An 18,784-nucleotide genomic window follows, 5' to 3' on the forward strand; every position below is an offset into this window, starting at 1 on the left:
TCTCTGTCGTATTTATTATTTACTTAAAAATAAAATTACTTGTTGTTTTTAAATTCTATATCAATTATTCTATTTAATCCCTCTTCGATATTTATAATTGGCTCCCAGCCTAGACCAAGTAAAAATGATATATCAACTTTTGATTCCATTACATCACCTTCTCGCATTGGGATTATTCCGAAGTTAAGTTTTGTTAACTTGTTATTAGATTTTTTTTTGATTAATTCAACCAAACTTCTCAAACTTATTGTTGTTGCTGATCCTAATGGAATGTTTGTAAATTGGCTAAATTTATCTAAATGCTTAATCACACACATATAAGCCGCAATAACATCATCTATATATACAAAATCTCTTTTTTGAATTCCTTCACTTAAATCAATAGATTCAACATTTCCTTTCAACTTACGCAATATTCCAGAAATGAACTTTGTATCATCGTCATTTGGACCATAAAAATATTCAGGAATTACATTAATTATTTTTAATTCATTCGACTTCATTTTAAGCCAAGCTCTAAACTGTGCCTTTGATAATGAATAATAATTCAAATTTTCAGGTAAAGAAGTATCAGTATTTATAAAGAATCTGACTTTATTTTGTATTGCCAATTCAAGCAATTTTATAGGTAAAGATAAATTTGAAGTTATTATGTCTGAAAGACTCTCACCTTTTCGTCCATAATTTGTAGCAACATGAATAATTCCCTCTATCTGTTCCTTTAAAAAAAAAAAGTCTAAATCTTCAATTTTTACTAGATTCAATTTTTTTTCAAATGAATTTAATCTTAACATAGATGAATTCGCTCTTACTAAAATCGAAATTGTATATCCTTTTTTCAAAAGCGCTTCTGTAAGATGACTCCCTAAGTATCCAGTACTTCCTGTAATTAAAATATGACTATTCATTTAAAAATTTATTAATCTGAAAAGCAATATATTCAGAGATACTTTCTTTATTCATAAAAAACTCTCTATACCAATCCATTGTCATGCTTACTGCTTGTTCAGCATTCATTCTAGGATGCCAGTTCAATTCAACAATAGCTTTACTAATATCCAATTTCAATAATCCAGCTTCATGTGGTTGTCTCTCAATATTTTCAACAACATACTCTCCTTTTCCCCAACTTTGTATAGCTAATTTTAACATTGCTGCTACTGGTAAAGAATCTGATAATTGTGGTCCAAAATTATAAGCTTGACTGTATTTCTGAGGTTCTTTCATTAAATGTGCTCCTAACAATAAATAACCAACTACCGGCTCCAATACATGTTGCCATGGACGCACAGATTGAGGATTACGTATACTAACAGGTTTTTCTGCTGCCAAAGCTTTTACAATATCAGGTATTAAACGATCCTTTGACCAATCTCCTCCGCCAATTACATTTCCGGCTCTTGCAACAGCAATGCCTTTTTTATGAATATTATAGTTCTTTATATTAAAAAAAGAATTCCTATAAGAATCAATAACTAATTCAGCACAAGCTTTACTAGCACTGTAAGGATCATAACCACCTAATCTATCATTTTCACGGTAAGGATAAATCCATTCATTATTATGATATACTTTATCAGTAGTAATTAATATTACTTCACATTTTTTATTTAGTAAGTGAACTGCATCTAAAACATTTGCTGTACCAATCACGTTTACTTCAAAAGTTTCTGCAGGAATATCATATGACAAACGAACTAACGGTTGTGCGGCAAGATGAAAAACAAAGTCAGGCTGAAAATCCATAATTTCATCCTCTAAACGTTTTTTATTTCTTAAATCATCTATAACTGAATCACATATTTCATTTCCATTAATAAGATAAAAAAGATCTTCTTTAGTTTTTGGCTCAAGTGCATAACCTTTAATATCTGCTCCTAGTAGTGATAAAGTTTTTAACATCCAAGCTCCTTTAAAACCAGTATGTCCCGTTAAGAATACTTTCTTCCCTTTATATGTATTTTCTAATTTATTTAACATCCTACCAGTTTTTCCAAGGTGCAGTATTTGAGTCCCAGCTTAATTCCAATTCAGTTTTGTCCCTTAATGTATCCATAGGTTTCCAAAAACCTTCATGCAAGTGAGCCATCATTTCACCGTCTGCAGCAAGACGTTCCATCGGTTCCTTTTCAAATACAGTTTCATCTCCAGCTATATAATTAAATACTTCTGGCTGGCAAACAAAAAAACCTCCATTTATCCAGGCACCATCTCCTTTAGGCTTCTCTAAAAATGAATTTACTCTGTTATCGTTAGTTAAATTTAAGGCTCCAAAACGCCCTGAAGGCTGGACTGATGTCACTGTACAAAGTTTATTACCTGTTTTATGAGCTGAAACTAAATCTGAAATATTAACATCTGACACACCATCTCCATAAGTCAATAAAAAAGGTTCATTTCCTATATGTTTCTGAATACGTTTAATACGCCCTCCAGTCATTGAATTTATACCTGTGTCTACTAACGTAATAGTCCAAGGTTCAGCTTCAGATTCATGAACTTTAATTGAGTTATTTTTTAAGTCGATTGTAACATCCGATTTATGTAAAAAATAATTTGCAAAATATTCTTTAACTATATATCCTTTATAACCTAAACAAATAATGAAATCATTATAGCCATATGATGAATAAATTTTCATTATATGCCAAAGAATAGGCATTCCTCCAATTTCAACCATAGGTTTAGGACGTAAAACAGTTTCTTCAGATAATCTAGTTCCAAGACCTCCTGCTAAAATTACAACTTTCATTTTATTATACATTTTTTATCGTTATTATATTTCAACACTTACGTTTTTTGTTAAAGGATAGCTACAACATAATAAATACTCATTCTCATTCAAATCTTTTCTAAGTTTATTTAATCCTATCATTTTCATTTCTCCCGATTTAAGAACCGCCTTACAAGTATTACAATTACCAATTTGACAAGAATACGGTAATTCTACATCAACATCTAATGCTGCTTCCAAAACACTCTTACCCTTTAAAACATCAAGATCAATAACTTTACTTTCAAACTTTAAGGTTATTTTCTGTGTTTCAACTCCAATAAAATCTTCCGGATTTTTCACCAATTCAAATTCTTCTGATAATATATTATCCTCTAAAAAACCTAAATTTAACAATGTTTCTTTGACTGTGTTTTTTAAATCTTTTGGGCCACATATGAAATGCTTACTTGGATTTTCTACATCCCTCATTAATTTTTCTATAAAATCAGAATGAATTCTTCCCCTATGGTTATGCGTGTTTTCTTCGAAAAATTCTTCTCTAGAGTAAAAATTCCAAACTTTAAAACGCTTACTATATGTTTTTTTTAATTCTTCTAATTGGCTTTTAAATATTACCGATGAATTTAATTTATTTCCATAAATCAAATAAACATTAATCAGAGACTGATTGGTCAGTAATTCTTTAATTATTGAAAACAGCGGAGTGATTCCACTACCAACACCCCAAAATACAACTGATTTCATCAATTGATTTTCATCAAAAATAAAATCTCCTAAAGGTTGTTGAACTTCAATGACATCATCTACCCTTATAGTATCATTAATATAGTTTGACACAATCCCACCTGAGACCCGTTTTACAGTTACATTAAGCGTTGAATCTACTGATGGCGTCGAAGAAAATGAATAAGGTCTTATATATCGTCGCCCATTAATTCTAAATTGTAATGTTAAATATTGGCCCGCTAAATATTTAATTTTTTTTAATCCAGGTTGTTTAAAACATAATGTGACTGTGTCAATTGTTTCTTTTCTAACTTCTAGAACTTTTAATGTATAATTTTTCATAGTTAGTTTAAAAAATCTATCTTATTATCTCTTTTAAGATTCTTTTAAAAATTAAAACGAAAACGGCAAAAAAAACAGCAAAAAAACCGCCTAAAATTAATCCCTTTGCTTTACCAAAACGTTCTTTAGGTAAAGGCAAAATTGGTCTATCAATAACCTGAATTAGAGGTGTTTCTTTGCGCAAGGTCACTTTAGCCAATTCACTCTGCTTTACCAACTCTGTCAAAATAGCCGTATTAGCCTGAACATCAATTTGTTTCCTAGCTGACGGCGCTCTTCTCACATTTAATGCTGGATTTAAGTTAAATGTATTATCATTTGCAACCGCTACCCCAGTAATCGCACCATTGAGCTCTCTCCGAATAGAATCTGTCTGCCTTTCTAAAACATCCATGTTGTCACGTGCTTTTTTACTTTTTGTAACCACATAAAAATTTGAAACTTCTTTCACTAATGCCTCACAAAAAGATTTAGCAAATAACTCACTAGTAGAAGACATATCAACAGAAATGATAGATATTTTTTTATCTTTTTGACCAACCAGTAATCCTCCTCTAGATAATCCTTGGTAAATTGTTCCTAAAATACTGTCATGAACCCTTGTATATTTAACACGACTTTCATTTGGCAAAAATTTAATAACTGCAAACTTCGGATTATTCTTCCAGCTATCTCTTATTTTATTAATTTCAATATACATTTCAGCCAAAGAAATTGTTTTACCATTATAATCAACAGGAGTCAATAGAGTTTGCTCAACCATTCTACGAGATTTAAACAACTCTGTCAAATTAGATCCAGTAAAAATGCTACCTCCACTTCCACCTAAATCCAAACCTAAAGATCCAGCTAAACCTAATGCGCTACCTAATCCACCACCTCCAGATTTTTCATCCTCTAAAGCAAATGACAAAGTAGCCGTATAAACTGGTTTTTTCATAAAAGAATATGTCAAACCTAAAGCTCCCCCTACTATTCCCGCCAGTACAATAATTTTCCATTCAGAAATTAAATAAGTGTAACATTTGTTTACTTTTACTAATAACTCTTTTAACGAAATCTCATCGTGCTCTATAGGTCTATTATTATCCATTTTTAGAAATTATTTTTTATTTAAAAGCAGTTATAACTAACAATGCCAAACTCGAAATTACGCTACCAATACCAACCCATTCTCCCGCAGTCATCTTTTTAGTCACTGGCTTTTCAGGAACTACGATTTGAGAATCTGGAGTTACTTTAGGATATGATCTAAAAAATAAAAAAGAACTTGCTACAGCAGCTTTTCCATTCGGGTAAATTATATATGCCTTTTTCTTCCAACCCATATTATCAACACCTCCAACAGCATTTAAATAATACTTAAAACTCTTACCGCTTCTATATGGAATTTCCGAAGTCAACAATACATTACCTGTTACTTTTACCCCTTCATTATACGTCGCAACTTCTATTTCATCCCCAGGGAATAAAGTAACATTTGAATAATGGTTTTTATCTTTTACAATTCTTTCCCAATCTACAGGAATAGTCGCATATTTAAGTTCGTCTTTTAATCTTTTAACTAATTGCTTTTCCTTTAAAGAATCATCTTTTCTTAAATTCAAGTCGATGCTCTGTAATTTTTCTATTTGCTCTTCTTTAATCGGTCTTTTTATCTTCATCCCATCTAAATTCGCAATAGATGTTAGTCCTCCAGCACGCATTACAACATTATAGACAGTTTCTTTTTTGTTAGCCAAAACATATTTACCAGGATAAGAAATTGCACCACTAATCTTAACCATTTCTGGTTTTTCATAAACAGCCATTCTTCGTACATTAATCACATCAAATGGCATTAACTCAAAGTTTTTAATTTGTTCATTATTACCTTCATTAATCTCCAATTCAAATACATCTACTCTTTTAGGATCTGCATCATCAATTGCATCTGACTTTTTCATTCTTGCAATCTCAACTCGTTTTGATGCTGAGCCTGTTAATCCTCCAACCTGAACTACCAAATCATTTAATGTTAGATTTTCATAAAACTCATACTCTCCTGGGTTTTTAATTTCACCATCAATTGTAACTTTATATTCTTCTCTAAAATCTAAAATAGAATATACTGTTACAATATCCTCTCTTTTTAAAAGCACATCAGAGTTTAAGTCCCCCGATAAAGCACTTGCTAAATCAACATTTACAATTTCTGTTGTTAAATCCGATTTTAAACGAATAATTCTAGCTCTTTTAGTATAAGCATCTTCTTTTAAACCTTCTGCACGTGTTATTAATTCAGATATACGCATCCCTTCTGTAAAAGAATAGAAATCTGGTCTAAAAACCGCACCTTCAATTTGAATACGATTTTCAAATCGATTTAAAATTTTTGCTACTTTAACAACATCCCCAGATTGCGGTTGATATATTTTAAATTCACTTTCATTTACATCGTGAACTTTAAACTCTTTTCCCGTTTTTTGTAAAATATTAACAGAAGCTGTATAAGCAAATTCATTAAATCCTGAAGCAAAAGATAATAGATCTGCAAAAGTTTCTCCTTTTTTCATCTCAAAAACTCCTGGGCGTTTTACTTCTCCTTCTACTGTTACTCTCTGACTATAGGCTGGAATTCGAATTACATCATTTTCTTTTAAATTCACATTATCTGACTGATCTCCCTTCACTAAGAACTTATAGATATCAATATTTCTATAAACTCTGTTATTACGAATCAATTCAATATTTCTATAACTTCCGTTTTTTCCTGGTCCACCTGCTAAATGCAGAGCATTGTATACTGTTGCCAAAGAAGATACAGAATAATTACCTGGTTGTTTCCCACCAACAATAGTAATTTTAATAGTTCTGATTTGTGCTAAACTAACACTTACCTGTGATTGACCTGATCGGACTGTGCTATATACTTTTGCTATAGCTGCTTTGATTTTTTGCGTAGCTGCTTCTATCGTCATTCCCGAAACAGCGATTTGCCCAACATATTGTATCGTAATCTTTCCTTCAACACTTACCGGAATATTATCTTCAAATTCCTGAACACCATAAACGCTAATTTGTAATTCATCACCAGGTCCTAGAATATAATTCATTGGTGTTGCTAATTTCAAATCAGGTTCAAAATTTAATGTTGGATTATCAAATAATTCAGAGCCAAAGATTAAAGCATTTATAGAATCTTTTATTTTATTATTAACAATTTCTTGTTGTTTCCTTCCAAACTCAGTCTTTTTATTTTTATCCTTTGAATCTTCATCATTTGAATTCTTATCCTTTGAATCTTTATCTTTCGAATCCTTCTTTTTAGAGTCTTTTCTAGAAGCTTCTTCCAATCTTGTTTTCAATTTAGAAAACTCAGATTTACTCATTCCTTTTGATAAAATTGCTTCCTCTACATCATCTATAGTAAGGTCTTTCGCATCTAATTGATTTTTGATTTTATTAATATCGCTATCAGATAAATAATCGACCTTAACAGTACTTAAGTCTTTAGACTTTAAAATATCCTGAGCTGACATATTTAATGACACCAAAAGAGTAAAAAATAATATGAGTACTGCTGTTATCTTTTTCATATAGTTTATTTTAATAAAATTCATTTAGACAATTCCTAATTCAATATCTTGAATTAAAAATTACAAATATTAAGAATATTGTTTTTTATAATAGTCTTTGTAAGTTCCAGAAGTCACATTTTGCAACCACTGTTCGTTACCTAAATACCAATTTATAGTTTTTTCTAATCCTTCTTCAAAAGTAACTAAAGGCTTCCATCCTAACTCAATATTAATTTTTGAAGCATCGATTGCATAACGCAAATCATGTCCTGGTCTGTCTTTTACGTAAGTTATCAATTCTTGAGAAGTTCCTTTATCTCTTCCTAATTTCTCATCCATGATTTGGCACAATAATTTTACCAAATCAATATTCTTCCATTCATTAAAACCTCCAATATTATAAGTTTCATGATTTTTCCCTTCATGAAATACTAAATCAATAGCAATAGCATGATCCTCAACAAATAACCAATCACGTGTGTAATTACCATCTCCATACACAGGCAATGGTTTATTATTGATAATATTATTAATAAAAAGAGGAATTAATTTTTCTGGAAAATGATAGGATCCATAATTATTGGAACAATTTGTTAAAACATAAGGCAAACCATAAGTTTCTCCATAAGCTCTTACAAAATGATCAGAACTAGCTTTTGAGGCTGAATAAGGGGAATTAGGATCATACGCCGTTTTTTCTGTGAATAATCCTTCAGCTCCAAGCGATCCATATACTTCATCCGTACTAATATGATAAAATCTCTTCCCTTCTTGACTATTCTTCCATTGATTTTTTGCGGCATTCAACAAATTCATTGTACCAATAACATTCGTTTTTACAAACGAAAGCGGGTCTTCTATCGAGCGATCTACATGAGACTCAGCTGCTAAATGCAGAACTCCTTCAAAATTATTTTCTAAAAAAAGATTATTTATAAAAGTTTCATCAACAATATCTCCCTTAACAAAAGTGTAATTTGGTTCCGCCTCAATATCTTTTATATTCTCTAAATTACCAGCATATGTCAAAGCATCTAAATTAAAAATATGATATTGTGGATATTTTGTCACAAAACGTCTCACTACGTGCGAACCAATAAATCCAGCCCCCCCAGTTATAAGTAATTTTTTCATTTTAATCTTAATTCAATAATTCTGAGTTCTTACTCTCTAATTCGCCATATAAATCCTTGACATCTTGTGAATTTTCTTTTTGCAGAATCAAATTAGCAGTATCAGTATATACAAAAATAGTATTTTTTAATCCCAAAAATGTTGTATGCTTATCAGAACCAATAACCATATTCCCAAACTTATCGACAAAATGTCCTTTAGTGATTAAATAATCATATACCGATTCAAAAGATCCTAAATCAGACCAAGCAAAAGCTGCAGGTACTACTTTTATTTTTTTACTACGCTCCATAACAGCATAATCAATACTTATAGAAGGAATGTCTAGTGATAAATCTAAATTTAGATTACCATTTTTGTTATTCTCCCAAGCCTTTTTAGATTTCTCATATACTTCAGGCTGGTATGCTTTTAATTCATCTAATAAGACACCGGCTTTAAAACAAAACATTCCGCTATTCCATAAAAAATTACCTTGCGCAATAAAACTTTTTGCAGTAACACTATTAGGTTTTTCACGAAAAGAAACTACATCATCACCTTTTGATTCGATATAACCATACCCTGTTTCTGGTTTAGTAGGAACTATTCCAAAAGTCACAATATAACCTTCACTTGCTTTGGTAATTGCATTTTTTATAGCTTCGTTATATTTGTCCATTTCATCAATAATATGATCTGAAGGCGTAATGATTAATATATCGTCAGATTGTGAAGCAAAGGCAGCAAAGGCAATAGCAGCTGCTGTATTTCGAGGAGTTGATTCTACAATATTGATATAATCCTTTCCTAATTTCTTCATTACCTTTTCACTCAAATGACAGTTATCAATGTTTCCAACAACCATAACTTTATCTGCCAAATTAGCATTTCGTTCCACTGTCATTTCAAATAATGATTTTTCTTCAAATATTTCTAAATATTGTTTAGGCATACTTTTACGAGAAAGCGGCCATAATCTACTTCCAACTCCTCCTGTTAAAATAACATGTATAATTGAATTCTCTATCTTCATAATTTTATTTAAAACAAATATTATATTCTATAGTCTACTATCTGCAATGTTTCCTAAAATCCCTTTTACATCATACAACAAACTATTCTCTTTTTGTAATTCTGAAAAGTTTAAACTCAAAAATTCAGCATGAGCTACCCCTAGAACAACAGTATCAAATTTTTGATTTGGGATAATATTGGTTATATCTAATTTATATTCTTTATATACTTCTTCTAAACTAGCTAATGGATCAAATATTGTAATTGTAATACCGTATTCTTTCAAAGCCAGAATTAAATCAACAATTTTGGTATTACGAACATCTGGACAATTTTCTTTAAATGTAATTCCAAGCATTAAAAGATTAGCTCCATTTACGTAAATTCCTTTTTTTAACATTAACTTCACTACTTGTGATGCAATGTATTCTCCCATGCTATCATTTAAACGACGTCCTGCTAAAATAATTTCAGGATGATAACCAAATTCCTGAGCTCGTTGTGCCAAATAATAAGGATCAACACCTATGCAATGACCACCAACCAATCCTGGTTTGAATGGTAAAAAGTTCCATTTTGTTCCTGCAGCTTCTAAAACAGCCTGAGTATCAATATTCATTAAATTGAATATTTTAGCTAACTCATTTACAAATGCAATATTAATATCTCTTTGTGAATTCTCAATAACCTTAGCCGCCTCCGCCACTTTTATTGTTGGCGCTAAATGTGTTCCGGCTGTAATAACCGTTCTATATAATTCATCGACTTTTTTTCCTATTTCTGGAGTTGAACCCGACGTTACTTTTAAAATTTTTTCAACCGTATGCTCTTTATCTCCTGGATTAATACGTTCTGGTGAATACCCTGCGTAAAAATCAACATTATATTTCAATCCTGATATTTTCTCCAAGACAGGCACACACTCTTCTTCAGTTACCCCTGGATAAACAGTAGATTCATAAATAACTATGTCTCCTTTTTTTAAAACTGAACCAACTGTTTCACTTGATTTGTATAAAGGCGTTAAATCTGGCCTATTATTTTTATCAACCGGAGTAGGAACTGTAACTATATAATAATTACAATCTTTTATGTCTTCAATTTTTGAACTACAATACAAACCAATAGCACCCCCTGTTTTATCGAGTAAAACTTTTTGTAAAGTTTCATCATCAACTTCTAATGTTGTATCCGTTCCTGATTGTAACGAGTTAATTCTTGATTGATTAATATCAAAACCAACAACAGAATATTTTGTAGCAAATAATCTAGCCAATGGCAAGCCAACATAACCTAAGCCTATAACTGCTATTTTTACGTTTTTATCCATTATTACTAGTTTTATTAATTATTTTAATCATTTATCAACACAGCTTCGCTTATCCAAGTCACATTTTGACGCAGATAAACGAACATACTATTTCGGCAAATATACCATAATAAGGCTATTAATTCAATAGCAAAAATCATAGAAATATAAAAATTCTATATTATCCAACCTAAAAAAACACAATGAGCTAAAAATCAATTTAAAAAAAACTTCCAAATCGAAATATTAAACAAAAAAATCACTAAAATTAGTGACTTTTTTTTTCGAACAACCTTACTTATTTTCCGAAATTCTCTTGTTAATTTATTTAAACTTAATCTTTAGCACGCATCCCAATGACTCTAAAACCAATATATAATGAGTATTAGATATCTCTTGTACGATGGCATCCTGACTGCTAAAAACTCCAGAATCTAACTTAATTTTATCTCCTATTTTAAATGGAGCAACTGAAATCTCACCAATAGTTGGAGACTCTAAACTGTTTTTAATAACCTTAATTTCTTCATCACGCACAATGGCCGGTTTACCTAACCAAAACAAATAACGAATTACTCCTGGAATTTGAAATACTAAATTCCTATCCAAATCTTCTAATTGAACAAAAACATAAGAATTAAACAACGGCACTTCAACCTTTTTTTTCCTATCCGACCACTGTCGTATTTGAATAATTAATGGACAATAACAACTTATTCCTATTTTATTTAATTGATCCGCAACTTTTTTTTCCCATTTGGGTTTCGTATAAACTACATACCAATTCATTACTACTTAATTTGTTATGAAATTTATCTATAAACGTTAACAACTCTTAATTACAATACTAATATCATGACCCAATTCCTAAATACACAAATCCAATATCCTTTAATTCTTCCTTATTTAATATATTTCTTCCATCAAAAATGAAAGCTGGCTTTTGCATTGAATCATAAATCTTTGCCCAATCATATGTCATAAACTCATCCCACTCAGTCAAAACTGCAATTGCATGAGCTCCATTACAAGCATCATAAGCATTTTCAAAAGTTGCAACTGCTTTAGTATTTTTCTCTAAACTTCTAGTTTCTAAATAATTTAAATCATTTAGCATTTTTTCTCTAGAAACTTTAGGATCATAAACAGCTATCTTGGCTTGTTCATTAATTAAATCATCTGCCACATAAATTGCAGCCGACTCTCTCGTGTCATTTGTATCCTTTTTAAATGCCCAGCCTAAGAATGTTATTTTTTTACCAGAAACAGTATTATATAACGTCTGAACTATTTTACTTGAAAACCTTCTCTTCTGATGGTCATTCATAATAATTACCTGTTCCCAATAATCAGCTACTTCATGCAATCCATATGTTTTAGCGATATACACTAAATTTAGAATATCTTTTTGAAAACATGATCCTCCAAACCCAACTGATGCTTTGAGAAATTTAGACCCAATTCTCGTATCCATTCCAATTGCTCTAGCGACTTCGTTCACATCTGCTCCTGTTTTCTCACATAATTCAGACATGGCATTGATTGAGGATATTCTTTGAGCCAAAAATGCATTTGCAGTCAGCTTCGACAACTCCGATGACCAAACATTTGTAGTTAGTATTTTATCTGATGATACCCAATTTGAATACACTTCCACTAAAGCATCTATTGCTTCTTTACCTTCTGATGTAGAATCTCCACCAATCAATATTCTATCCGGATTTAATAAATCAGTAACTGCAGTCCCTTCTGCTAAAAATTCTGGATTTGATAAGATTTGAAATTGTACTCCATTTCCTGTATTATCCAAAATACTTTTAATAGCCTCAGCTGTTCGTACTGGTAATGTCGACTTTTCAACTACAATTTTATTATCTTTTGCAATTTTTGCAATTTGTCTTGCGCACAATTCAATATACTTTAAATCCGCAGCCATTCCCTTCCCTTTTCCATAGGTTTTAGTAGGTGTATTTACAGATATGAAGATAATTTGAGCCTCATCTATAGCTTTTTCAACATCTGTAGAAAAGAATAAATTTCGTCCTCTGGCTTCAGCTACAATTTTATCAAGACCTGGCTCATAAATTGGTATATTATCAGTATTCTCATCATTCCATGCTTTGATTCTATCTTCATTTAAATCAACTACTGTAACTTGTATATGCGGGCATTTTTGTGCTATAACTGCCATAGTTGGCCCTCCTACATAACCCGCACCAATACAACAAATCTTTGTGATTTTCATCTAATTAAATTTACTAATGTTTTTTATTTTATTTTTTTCATTCTACATCAAAAGAATGTTCTTATTTTAAATTATTCCAATACCAGCCTACAGCTTCCTTTAAACCTTCTTGTAATGAATATTTTGGATTGTATTCTAGCATTTTTTTTGCTTTATCTATACTTGCCAAAGAATGTGGAATATCTCCTACCCTATTTGGACCGTACGTTACTTCTACCGAAGCTATTTTTGGATTATACTCAGATAAATATTTTTTCAAATAACCAACTAAATCATTTAAGGTATTTCTATCCCCATACGCAGTATTATATACTGTATTAACTGCTTCTGGATTCTTAGTCACCATAGCCAAAGCATTCATTTGAATCACATTATCAATATAAGTAAAATCACGAGAAAAATTCCCATCACCATTAATCAAAGGACTTTCCAATTCCATTAATTGCTTCACAAATTTTGGAATAACTGCCGCATAAGCCCCTTGCGGATCTTGTTTTCTACCAAAAACATTAAAATAACGCAATCCTATTGTTTCTAAACCATAAGTTTTACTAAAGATTTCAGCATATAATTCATTTACATATTTTGTAATAGCATAAGGAGACAATGGCTTACCAATTACTTCTTCAACCTTCGGAAGTCCTTCTGAATCACCATAAGTAGATGAACTTGCTGCATAAATAAATCGCTTTACTTTAGCATCTCTTGAAGCTACTAGCATATTTAAAAAACCCGAAACATTAACATCATTGGTCGTAATCGGATCATTTATTGACCTTGGAACTGAACCTAAAGCAGCTTCATGTAAAACATAATCAACTCCTTGAACCGCTAGGATACAATCTGTAATGTTACGAATATCTCCTTCAATCAATTTAAAATTAACATCAGAAATAAAATCTTTTAAATTATGTCGGTGACCTGTAGAAAAATTATCTAAGCAAATAACTTTATGTCCTTGTCTTAAAAAATATTCACAGAGATTAGAGCCTATAAAACCAGCTCCTCCTGTAATTAATATCGTGTTTTGTGATTCCATAATTAATTCTTTTAAATTACTCGATATTATTTTTTATTCCATTTATTAAAAATCGTTTTTAACAAACTCACTTTTTTTGTTTCTTCATGATATCCATTAGAATAATTCCCATAACCATATCCGTAAGTGGAACCGTATTTGGCCTTATTCTCAAATCCGTTCAAAACAATACTCGTATTTGTAAGCTCCCCTCTTTTTACTCTATTATTTAACAACGTTATCATATCCTTTTTGGTATAATTTTGTCTCACGATATATAAGATAACATCACTATATTGTGCCAATTCTAAAGAATCCGAAACAAGTCCAACTGGAGGGGTATCTAAAATTATATAATCGTATTTTTTTTTCAACTCATCAATAAATTCTTTCATGGTTTCCCCTAAAATCAGTTCAGAAGGATTTGGAGGAATTGGCCCTGAAAGAATAACATCTAAATATGGAATCTTGGTTGTATTCGTAATTTCGGCTAGGCTTTTTTTATTAATCAAATAATTAACTACTCCTACATCATTAGTCAACTCAAATTCTTCTGCTAATCTTGGTTTCCTTAAATCCAAACCAACAATAATTGTTCTTTTTTCGCTCAAGGCAAAAACGGTAGCTATATTAATAGAACAAAAAGTTTTTCCTTCACCACTAACCGATGAAGTTATCATTAATGTCTTTGCTCCATCAACTTGCTGTTTTTTATATAAGAACTGCAAGGAAGAACGAATTGCCCTAAATGATTCCGACAATGCGGATTTAGGTTTATCAAATACCGCTAAACTCGAAGCTTCATTATTTACACCCACTACTCCAATTAATGGAATCTGTGTTTGTCTACTAACATCTTCAATATTTTGAATTGAATTATTAATAAAGAAAATAGCAAAAATGGCTAACAACGGAATCAATAACCCTAAGAATAAAGCTAGAACATAATTAACTGAAGTTTTAGGCCCTATCAACCCTCCTCCAACATCTTTAGCTGGATCTATAAAATGAATATCGGATAAATTAGCTGCTTTTACAATATCGGCTTCACTTCTTTTTTGAAGAAATGTGCTATAAATATTATCACTTAAATCGTACTTCCTCTTAATTTTTAATAATTCCTGCTGCTCTTCTGGCAATCTTTTTATTGTACTTTCAGTCTGGCCAATTTTACTATTAACCATTGCCAAATCATATTGCAGTGAAGCTTTTGCCGAAGCAATATTTTCTAACAAAACATTTTTAACAGCCACCATTTGATTGTCAAAATCCTTAAAAATCTTATCACTTTTTACTGCATAAGCCATTTCTGATCTTTGTGTAGAAAGCGATATCAATTTAGAAACATTCACAACAATATTTGGATCTTCAATTCCTGCTACTGATGGGGCTGGCAATTTAGAATAATCAACACTATTTTTTAAATAAGCTTTTAACGAATTATAATAGGCAATTTTGCGAGTAACTTCATCTCTTTCGACATCAAAATCCATTATTTTGTCTGAGAATTTACTCCCTCCTTCTTCTATATTATAAACATTTTTGCCCTTTCTAAACGATTTTAGCTCATCTCCAGTTTGCTTTAACTGAGTTTCCATTGCCACAAGTGTGCTATCGATAAAATTAATCGTATTTGTCGCAAACTGATTTTTACTATCAAGTTGAATTTTTATTAGCATCTTCACAGTCGAATTTAAATACTCAACCATCCTTGCTTTATTAGTTCCTTGCATTCCTAATGTAAGTATCGAACCTCCCCTTTCATCCGATTGCACGCTAACTCCACGGTATCTTGCAACAGTTCCGTCAAAATTATTAAATCTTACAAAATATTCTTTGCCTTTATAAAAACCTGGATTATCATTTATTTGCAATTTCCAATTTAAAAAAGGCAACGAAACTTGTTCTCCAACTTTATATTTTTTCACAAACTCTCCTATTTCTACAGCTGTATTACTATATGAATTATTTGTGTAAGTAATTAATGAAACCGAATTATTCTCAAAAGGGATTCCGATTTCATATTCATTAGCATTTAAAAACTTAATACTAATTAACGAACTAGCTAGCTGTCCTTTCGATTTATCTATAGCTACATAAAAAGGGACAGCTCCATAAGAATCTACCAAATTATATTCACCTTGTTCTAGATAATCAATATAATATTGTAATTTATCTACAACTAGCTCATTATGAGATCTTGATTGCAATACTGTGGTTGTACTACTAATTTGATCAGAAGTTCCTCCCCAATTAAAGACTAAACTTGTATTTGAAGTAAAAAATGGATTGTTTTCTTCTTTTATAGAAATCAACGTTTCCATTCCGTATATTTTTTCTTTACGAATGTTTACTTGATAGGCAATTGCAAAAGCAATAATTAAACTCAATAAAAACCATTTCCAGTACCCTCCAATTTTTAATAAAAACCCTCTAAAATCAAAATTGGATTGATTGTCAAAAATTGAAAAATCTTTTATATCTAACATTTTCTGAGTAGGTTTTTAAAGTTTTAAAAGTAAAAATGTAGTTGTTGCCAAAGAAATTATCGTAATTATTGTTCCAATAGATTCTATTCCTGTTTTACCAGTTCCCCAAGTTTTTTGCTTAAGCGGTTTCACATATATATAATCATTTGGTTGTAAATAATAATAAGGAGATTTCATGACATTAAGATCCGTAAGATCTATATCATGCATTTCGACTCCTGTAGGTGATTGACGAATAATGGTAACTGATTTTCTATTTCCTGTAATCGCAATATCACCAGAATTAGCAATTGCTTCCATTACATTTACATGTTGTTGAAAAAGTGTCTTTGTACCTGGAGAGCCTACTTCCCCATTTATTGTATATCTAAAACCTGCTAACTTAACTGTTACAAATATATTTGCTTCAGATTTAAAATGTTCGTCTAATAATTGTTTTTCAATTTTAACACGCACCTCTTCAAGAGTATACCCAATAACATTTATTTCCCCCAAAACAGGCATCCTTATATTCCCATGATCATCAACAGTAAAACCATCAAAATATAAACTCGCTTCTGAATTAGAAGAACTTTGTCCTATTGCCTTTTCAGTAGTATTAAAAATCGCTACTAATTTTGGATCAATAGCTTTTATATTAATACTTAAAACATCATTTGTTTGTAATCGATACGGCTTTGATTCTACAGCTGCAATATTACTTTCCGTACCTGTTGCTCCTTTATCTTGTAAATAAACCAAATCATTTAATGGAATACAAGATGTAAAAAGGATGCCAATAAGTAGCAACAGATAAAAAGAGTTTTTGTTCATTTGTAGAATTTTAACAGCAAATATAGCTTTTCATTTATTATTTAGAAAATATCGATTCTTATTATAGACTCAGTTAATTATTCTTGAACGTTTTCTCAAACGGAACTCTGTGCAATATACTTCGTCCAAGGGTAACTTCATCTGCATATTCTAACTCGTCACCTACCGCAATTCCGCGTGCGATAGTTGAGATTATAATTTCGACATCCGCTATTTGCTTGTAGATATAAAAATTGGTAGTATCACCTTCCATAGTTGAACTCAAAGCAAATATAATTTCGTTTACTCCACCTAACTTAACCTTTTCGACTAAAGTAGTGATATTCAACTGACTTGGTCCGACACCTTCTATAGGAGAAATTTTCCCGCCTAAAACATGATAAATCCCTTTATATTGCCCTGTGTTTTCAATAGCCATTACATCGCGAATATCTTCTACTACGCAAATAGTTTGGTGATTTCTTGACGTATTGGCACAAATCTCGCAAACTGCTACATCAGAAATATTATGACAGCTTTCACAAAATTTAATATCAGCGCGCATAGTCATCAACGCTTCGGCTAAAAAACCAGTTTGTTCTTTGGGTTGTTTTAATAAATGTAAAACCAATCGCAAAGCTGTACGCTTACCAATACCCGGTAATTGTGACATTTCGTTGACTGCTTTTTCAATTAATTTTGAAGAAAATTCCATGAAGACAAAAATACTAAATTTGTGGGCTTACTCGACTTTTGTTTATGGAAATATAGAAGTCTAAAATACTCTAAGCAGTATATTTTAAAACTAATTATCATTATTGCTTGTTACTTGACCTACAGCAGATTACTTTATCATACTTTTACATTCTTTAGAACATAAGTAAACTTCATTTAAAGCAACATCTTTTTTCTGACTTTTACTGCCAGAAAAAGATATAACAAATTAAGTCCCGATTGCTATAGGTACAGTTCCTTAGAAACAAATTATTCTAAAGAATTAATATTGATTTGTAGTAAGTAAAACCAATGTACAAGCAACTTGAGCTTTGATATTATTAAGCTCTAATAATTGATATAATTCTGGATTTTCGGTTCCTGGATTAAAAATTACTCGCTTAGGTTTCGCTTCTACAATGTAATTATAATAATCACGCTGACGTGATGGATTCAAATATAAAGTAATTGTATCGATATTTTTAAGCGGAATAGCTTTTGTATAAATTTTTACTCCTGCAACTTCTCCAGCATTTTGACCAATTGCCAAAACTGTATGTCCTTTTTCTACTAATTTATTTATAGCTAAAAAAGCATATCTATCAGGCTTGGTAGTTGCTCCAAGCACTACTGTTTTTTTATTTTTCATTGTCTTTAATATATACCACAAAAGTAATCAAAAAGGTTTAGCTCTTCGATTATTTAAAAAGTTTAGTTATTTT

At 30.9% G+C, this 18,784-nt stretch carries 16 protein-coding genes; all 16 read right to left on the reverse strand.

Going from position 1 to position 18,784, the window contains the following annotated elements:
- Nucleotides 1-35 precede the first annotated feature (35 nt).
- The 16 genes from OIU80_RS03235 to OIU80_RS03310 all read right to left on the reverse strand — a co-directional run bounded on the left by OIU80_RS03235 (nucleotide 36) and on the right by OIU80_RS03310 (nucleotide 18,711).
- Nucleotides 36-908 carry an NAD-dependent epimerase/dehydratase family protein gene (locus OIU80_RS03235; protein WP_264285649.1) on the reverse strand — a complete coding sequence of 291 codons (873 nt, stop codon included), beginning with the start codon at nucleotides 906-908 and terminating at the stop codon, nucleotides 36-38.
- Nucleotides 901-1,980, reverse strand: coding sequence for a CDP-glucose 4,6-dehydratase (gene rfbG, locus OIU80_RS03240; protein WP_264285650.1), 1,080 nt, complete (start codon nucleotides 1,978-1,980; stop codon nucleotides 901-903). Before rfbG ends, OIU80_RS03235 begins: the two co-directional genes overlap by 8 nt.
- A 1-nt stretch (nucleotide 1,981) precedes the next feature.
- The gene (rfbF, locus tag OIU80_RS03245; RefSeq protein WP_264285651.1) at nucleotides 1,982-2,752 is read right to left on the reverse strand and encodes a glucose-1-phosphate cytidylyltransferase; all 771 of its coding nucleotides are present in this window, start codon (nucleotides 2,750-2,752) and stop codon (nucleotides 1,982-1,984) included.
- A 24-nt stretch (nucleotides 2,753-2,776) separates the two neighbouring features.
- On the reverse strand, nucleotides 2,777-3,805 hold the full coding sequence (locus OIU80_RS03250) for a ferredoxin--NADP reductase (protein ID WP_264285652.1): 1,029 nt from the start codon (nucleotides 3,803-3,805) through the stop codon (nucleotides 2,777-2,779).
- Nucleotides 3,806-3,821: 16 nt separating this feature from the next.
- Nucleotides 3,822-4,898 (reverse strand): Wzz/FepE/Etk N-terminal domain-containing protein, encoded by a 1,077-nt coding sequence (locus OIU80_RS03255; protein ID WP_264285653.1) that lies wholly within the window; start codon nucleotides 4,896-4,898, stop codon nucleotides 3,822-3,824.
- Between the two features lie 16 nt (nucleotides 4,899-4,914).
- The gene (locus tag OIU80_RS03260; RefSeq protein ID WP_264285654.1) at nucleotides 4,915-7,383 is read right to left on the reverse strand and encodes an SLBB domain-containing protein; all 2,469 of its coding nucleotides are present in this window, start codon (nucleotides 7,381-7,383) and stop codon (nucleotides 4,915-4,917) included.
- A 69-nt stretch (nucleotides 7,384-7,452) separates the two neighbouring features.
- Nucleotides 7,453-8,499 carry a dTDP-glucose 4,6-dehydratase gene (gene rfbB, locus OIU80_RS03265; RefSeq protein ID WP_264285655.1) on the reverse strand — a complete coding sequence of 349 codons (1,047 nt, stop codon included), beginning with the start codon at nucleotides 8,497-8,499 and terminating at the stop codon, nucleotides 7,453-7,455.
- Between the two features lie 7 nt (nucleotides 8,500-8,506).
- Nucleotides 8,507-9,514, reverse strand: coding sequence for a mannose-1-phosphate guanylyltransferase (locus OIU80_RS03270; protein WP_264285656.1), 1,008 nt, complete (start codon nucleotides 9,512-9,514; stop codon nucleotides 8,507-8,509).
- Nucleotides 9,515-9,541: 27 nt separating this feature from the next.
- Entirely contained in the window at nucleotides 9,542-10,825 is a 1,284-nt protein-coding gene (locus OIU80_RS03275; RefSeq protein ID WP_264285657.1) for a nucleotide sugar dehydrogenase, read from the reverse strand.
- Between the two features lie 303 nt (nucleotides 10,826-11,128).
- Entirely contained in the window at nucleotides 11,129-11,593 is a 465-nt protein-coding gene (locus tag OIU80_RS03280) for a UpxY family transcription antiterminator (protein WP_264285658.1), read from the reverse strand.
- 64 nt (nucleotides 11,594-11,657) lie between these two features.
- Entirely contained in the window at nucleotides 11,658-13,049 is a 1,392-nt protein-coding gene (locus tag OIU80_RS03285) for a UDP-glucose 6-dehydrogenase (protein ID WP_264285659.1), read from the reverse strand.
- A 61-nt stretch (nucleotides 13,050-13,110) separates the two neighbouring features.
- Entirely contained in the window at nucleotides 13,111-14,088 is a 978-nt protein-coding gene (locus tag OIU80_RS03290) for an SDR family oxidoreductase (RefSeq protein WP_264285660.1), read from the reverse strand.
- A gap of 26 nt (nucleotides 14,089-14,114) precedes the next feature.
- Nucleotides 14,115-16,556 carry an exopolysaccharide transport family protein gene (locus OIU80_RS03295; RefSeq protein ID WP_264285661.1) on the reverse strand — a complete coding sequence of 814 codons (2,442 nt, stop codon included), beginning with the start codon at nucleotides 16,554-16,556 and terminating at the stop codon, nucleotides 14,115-14,117.
- Between the two features lie 15 nt (nucleotides 16,557-16,571).
- Nucleotides 16,572-17,369, reverse strand: a complete 798-nt coding sequence (locus OIU80_RS03300; protein ID WP_264285662.1) for a polysaccharide biosynthesis/export family protein — start codon at nucleotides 17,367-17,369, stop codon at nucleotides 16,572-16,574.
- 73 nt (nucleotides 17,370-17,442) lie between these two features.
- Nucleotides 17,443-18,063, reverse strand: a complete 621-nt coding sequence (gene recR / locus OIU80_RS03305) for a recombination mediator RecR (protein WP_264285663.1) — start codon at nucleotides 18,061-18,063, stop codon at nucleotides 17,443-17,445.
- Between the two features lie 282 nt (nucleotides 18,064-18,345).
- A complete protein-coding gene (locus OIU80_RS03310) occupies nucleotides 18,346-18,711 on the reverse strand; it encodes a CoA-binding protein (protein ID WP_264285664.1) in 366 nt (121 codons plus the stop codon).
- Nucleotides 18,712-18,784 lie beyond the last annotated feature (73 nt).

The organism is Flavobacterium frigoritolerans (assembly GCF_025847275.1).
Taxonomy (GTDB): domain Bacteria; phylum Bacteroidota; class Bacteroidia; order Flavobacteriales; family Flavobacteriaceae; genus Flavobacterium; species Flavobacterium frigoritolerans.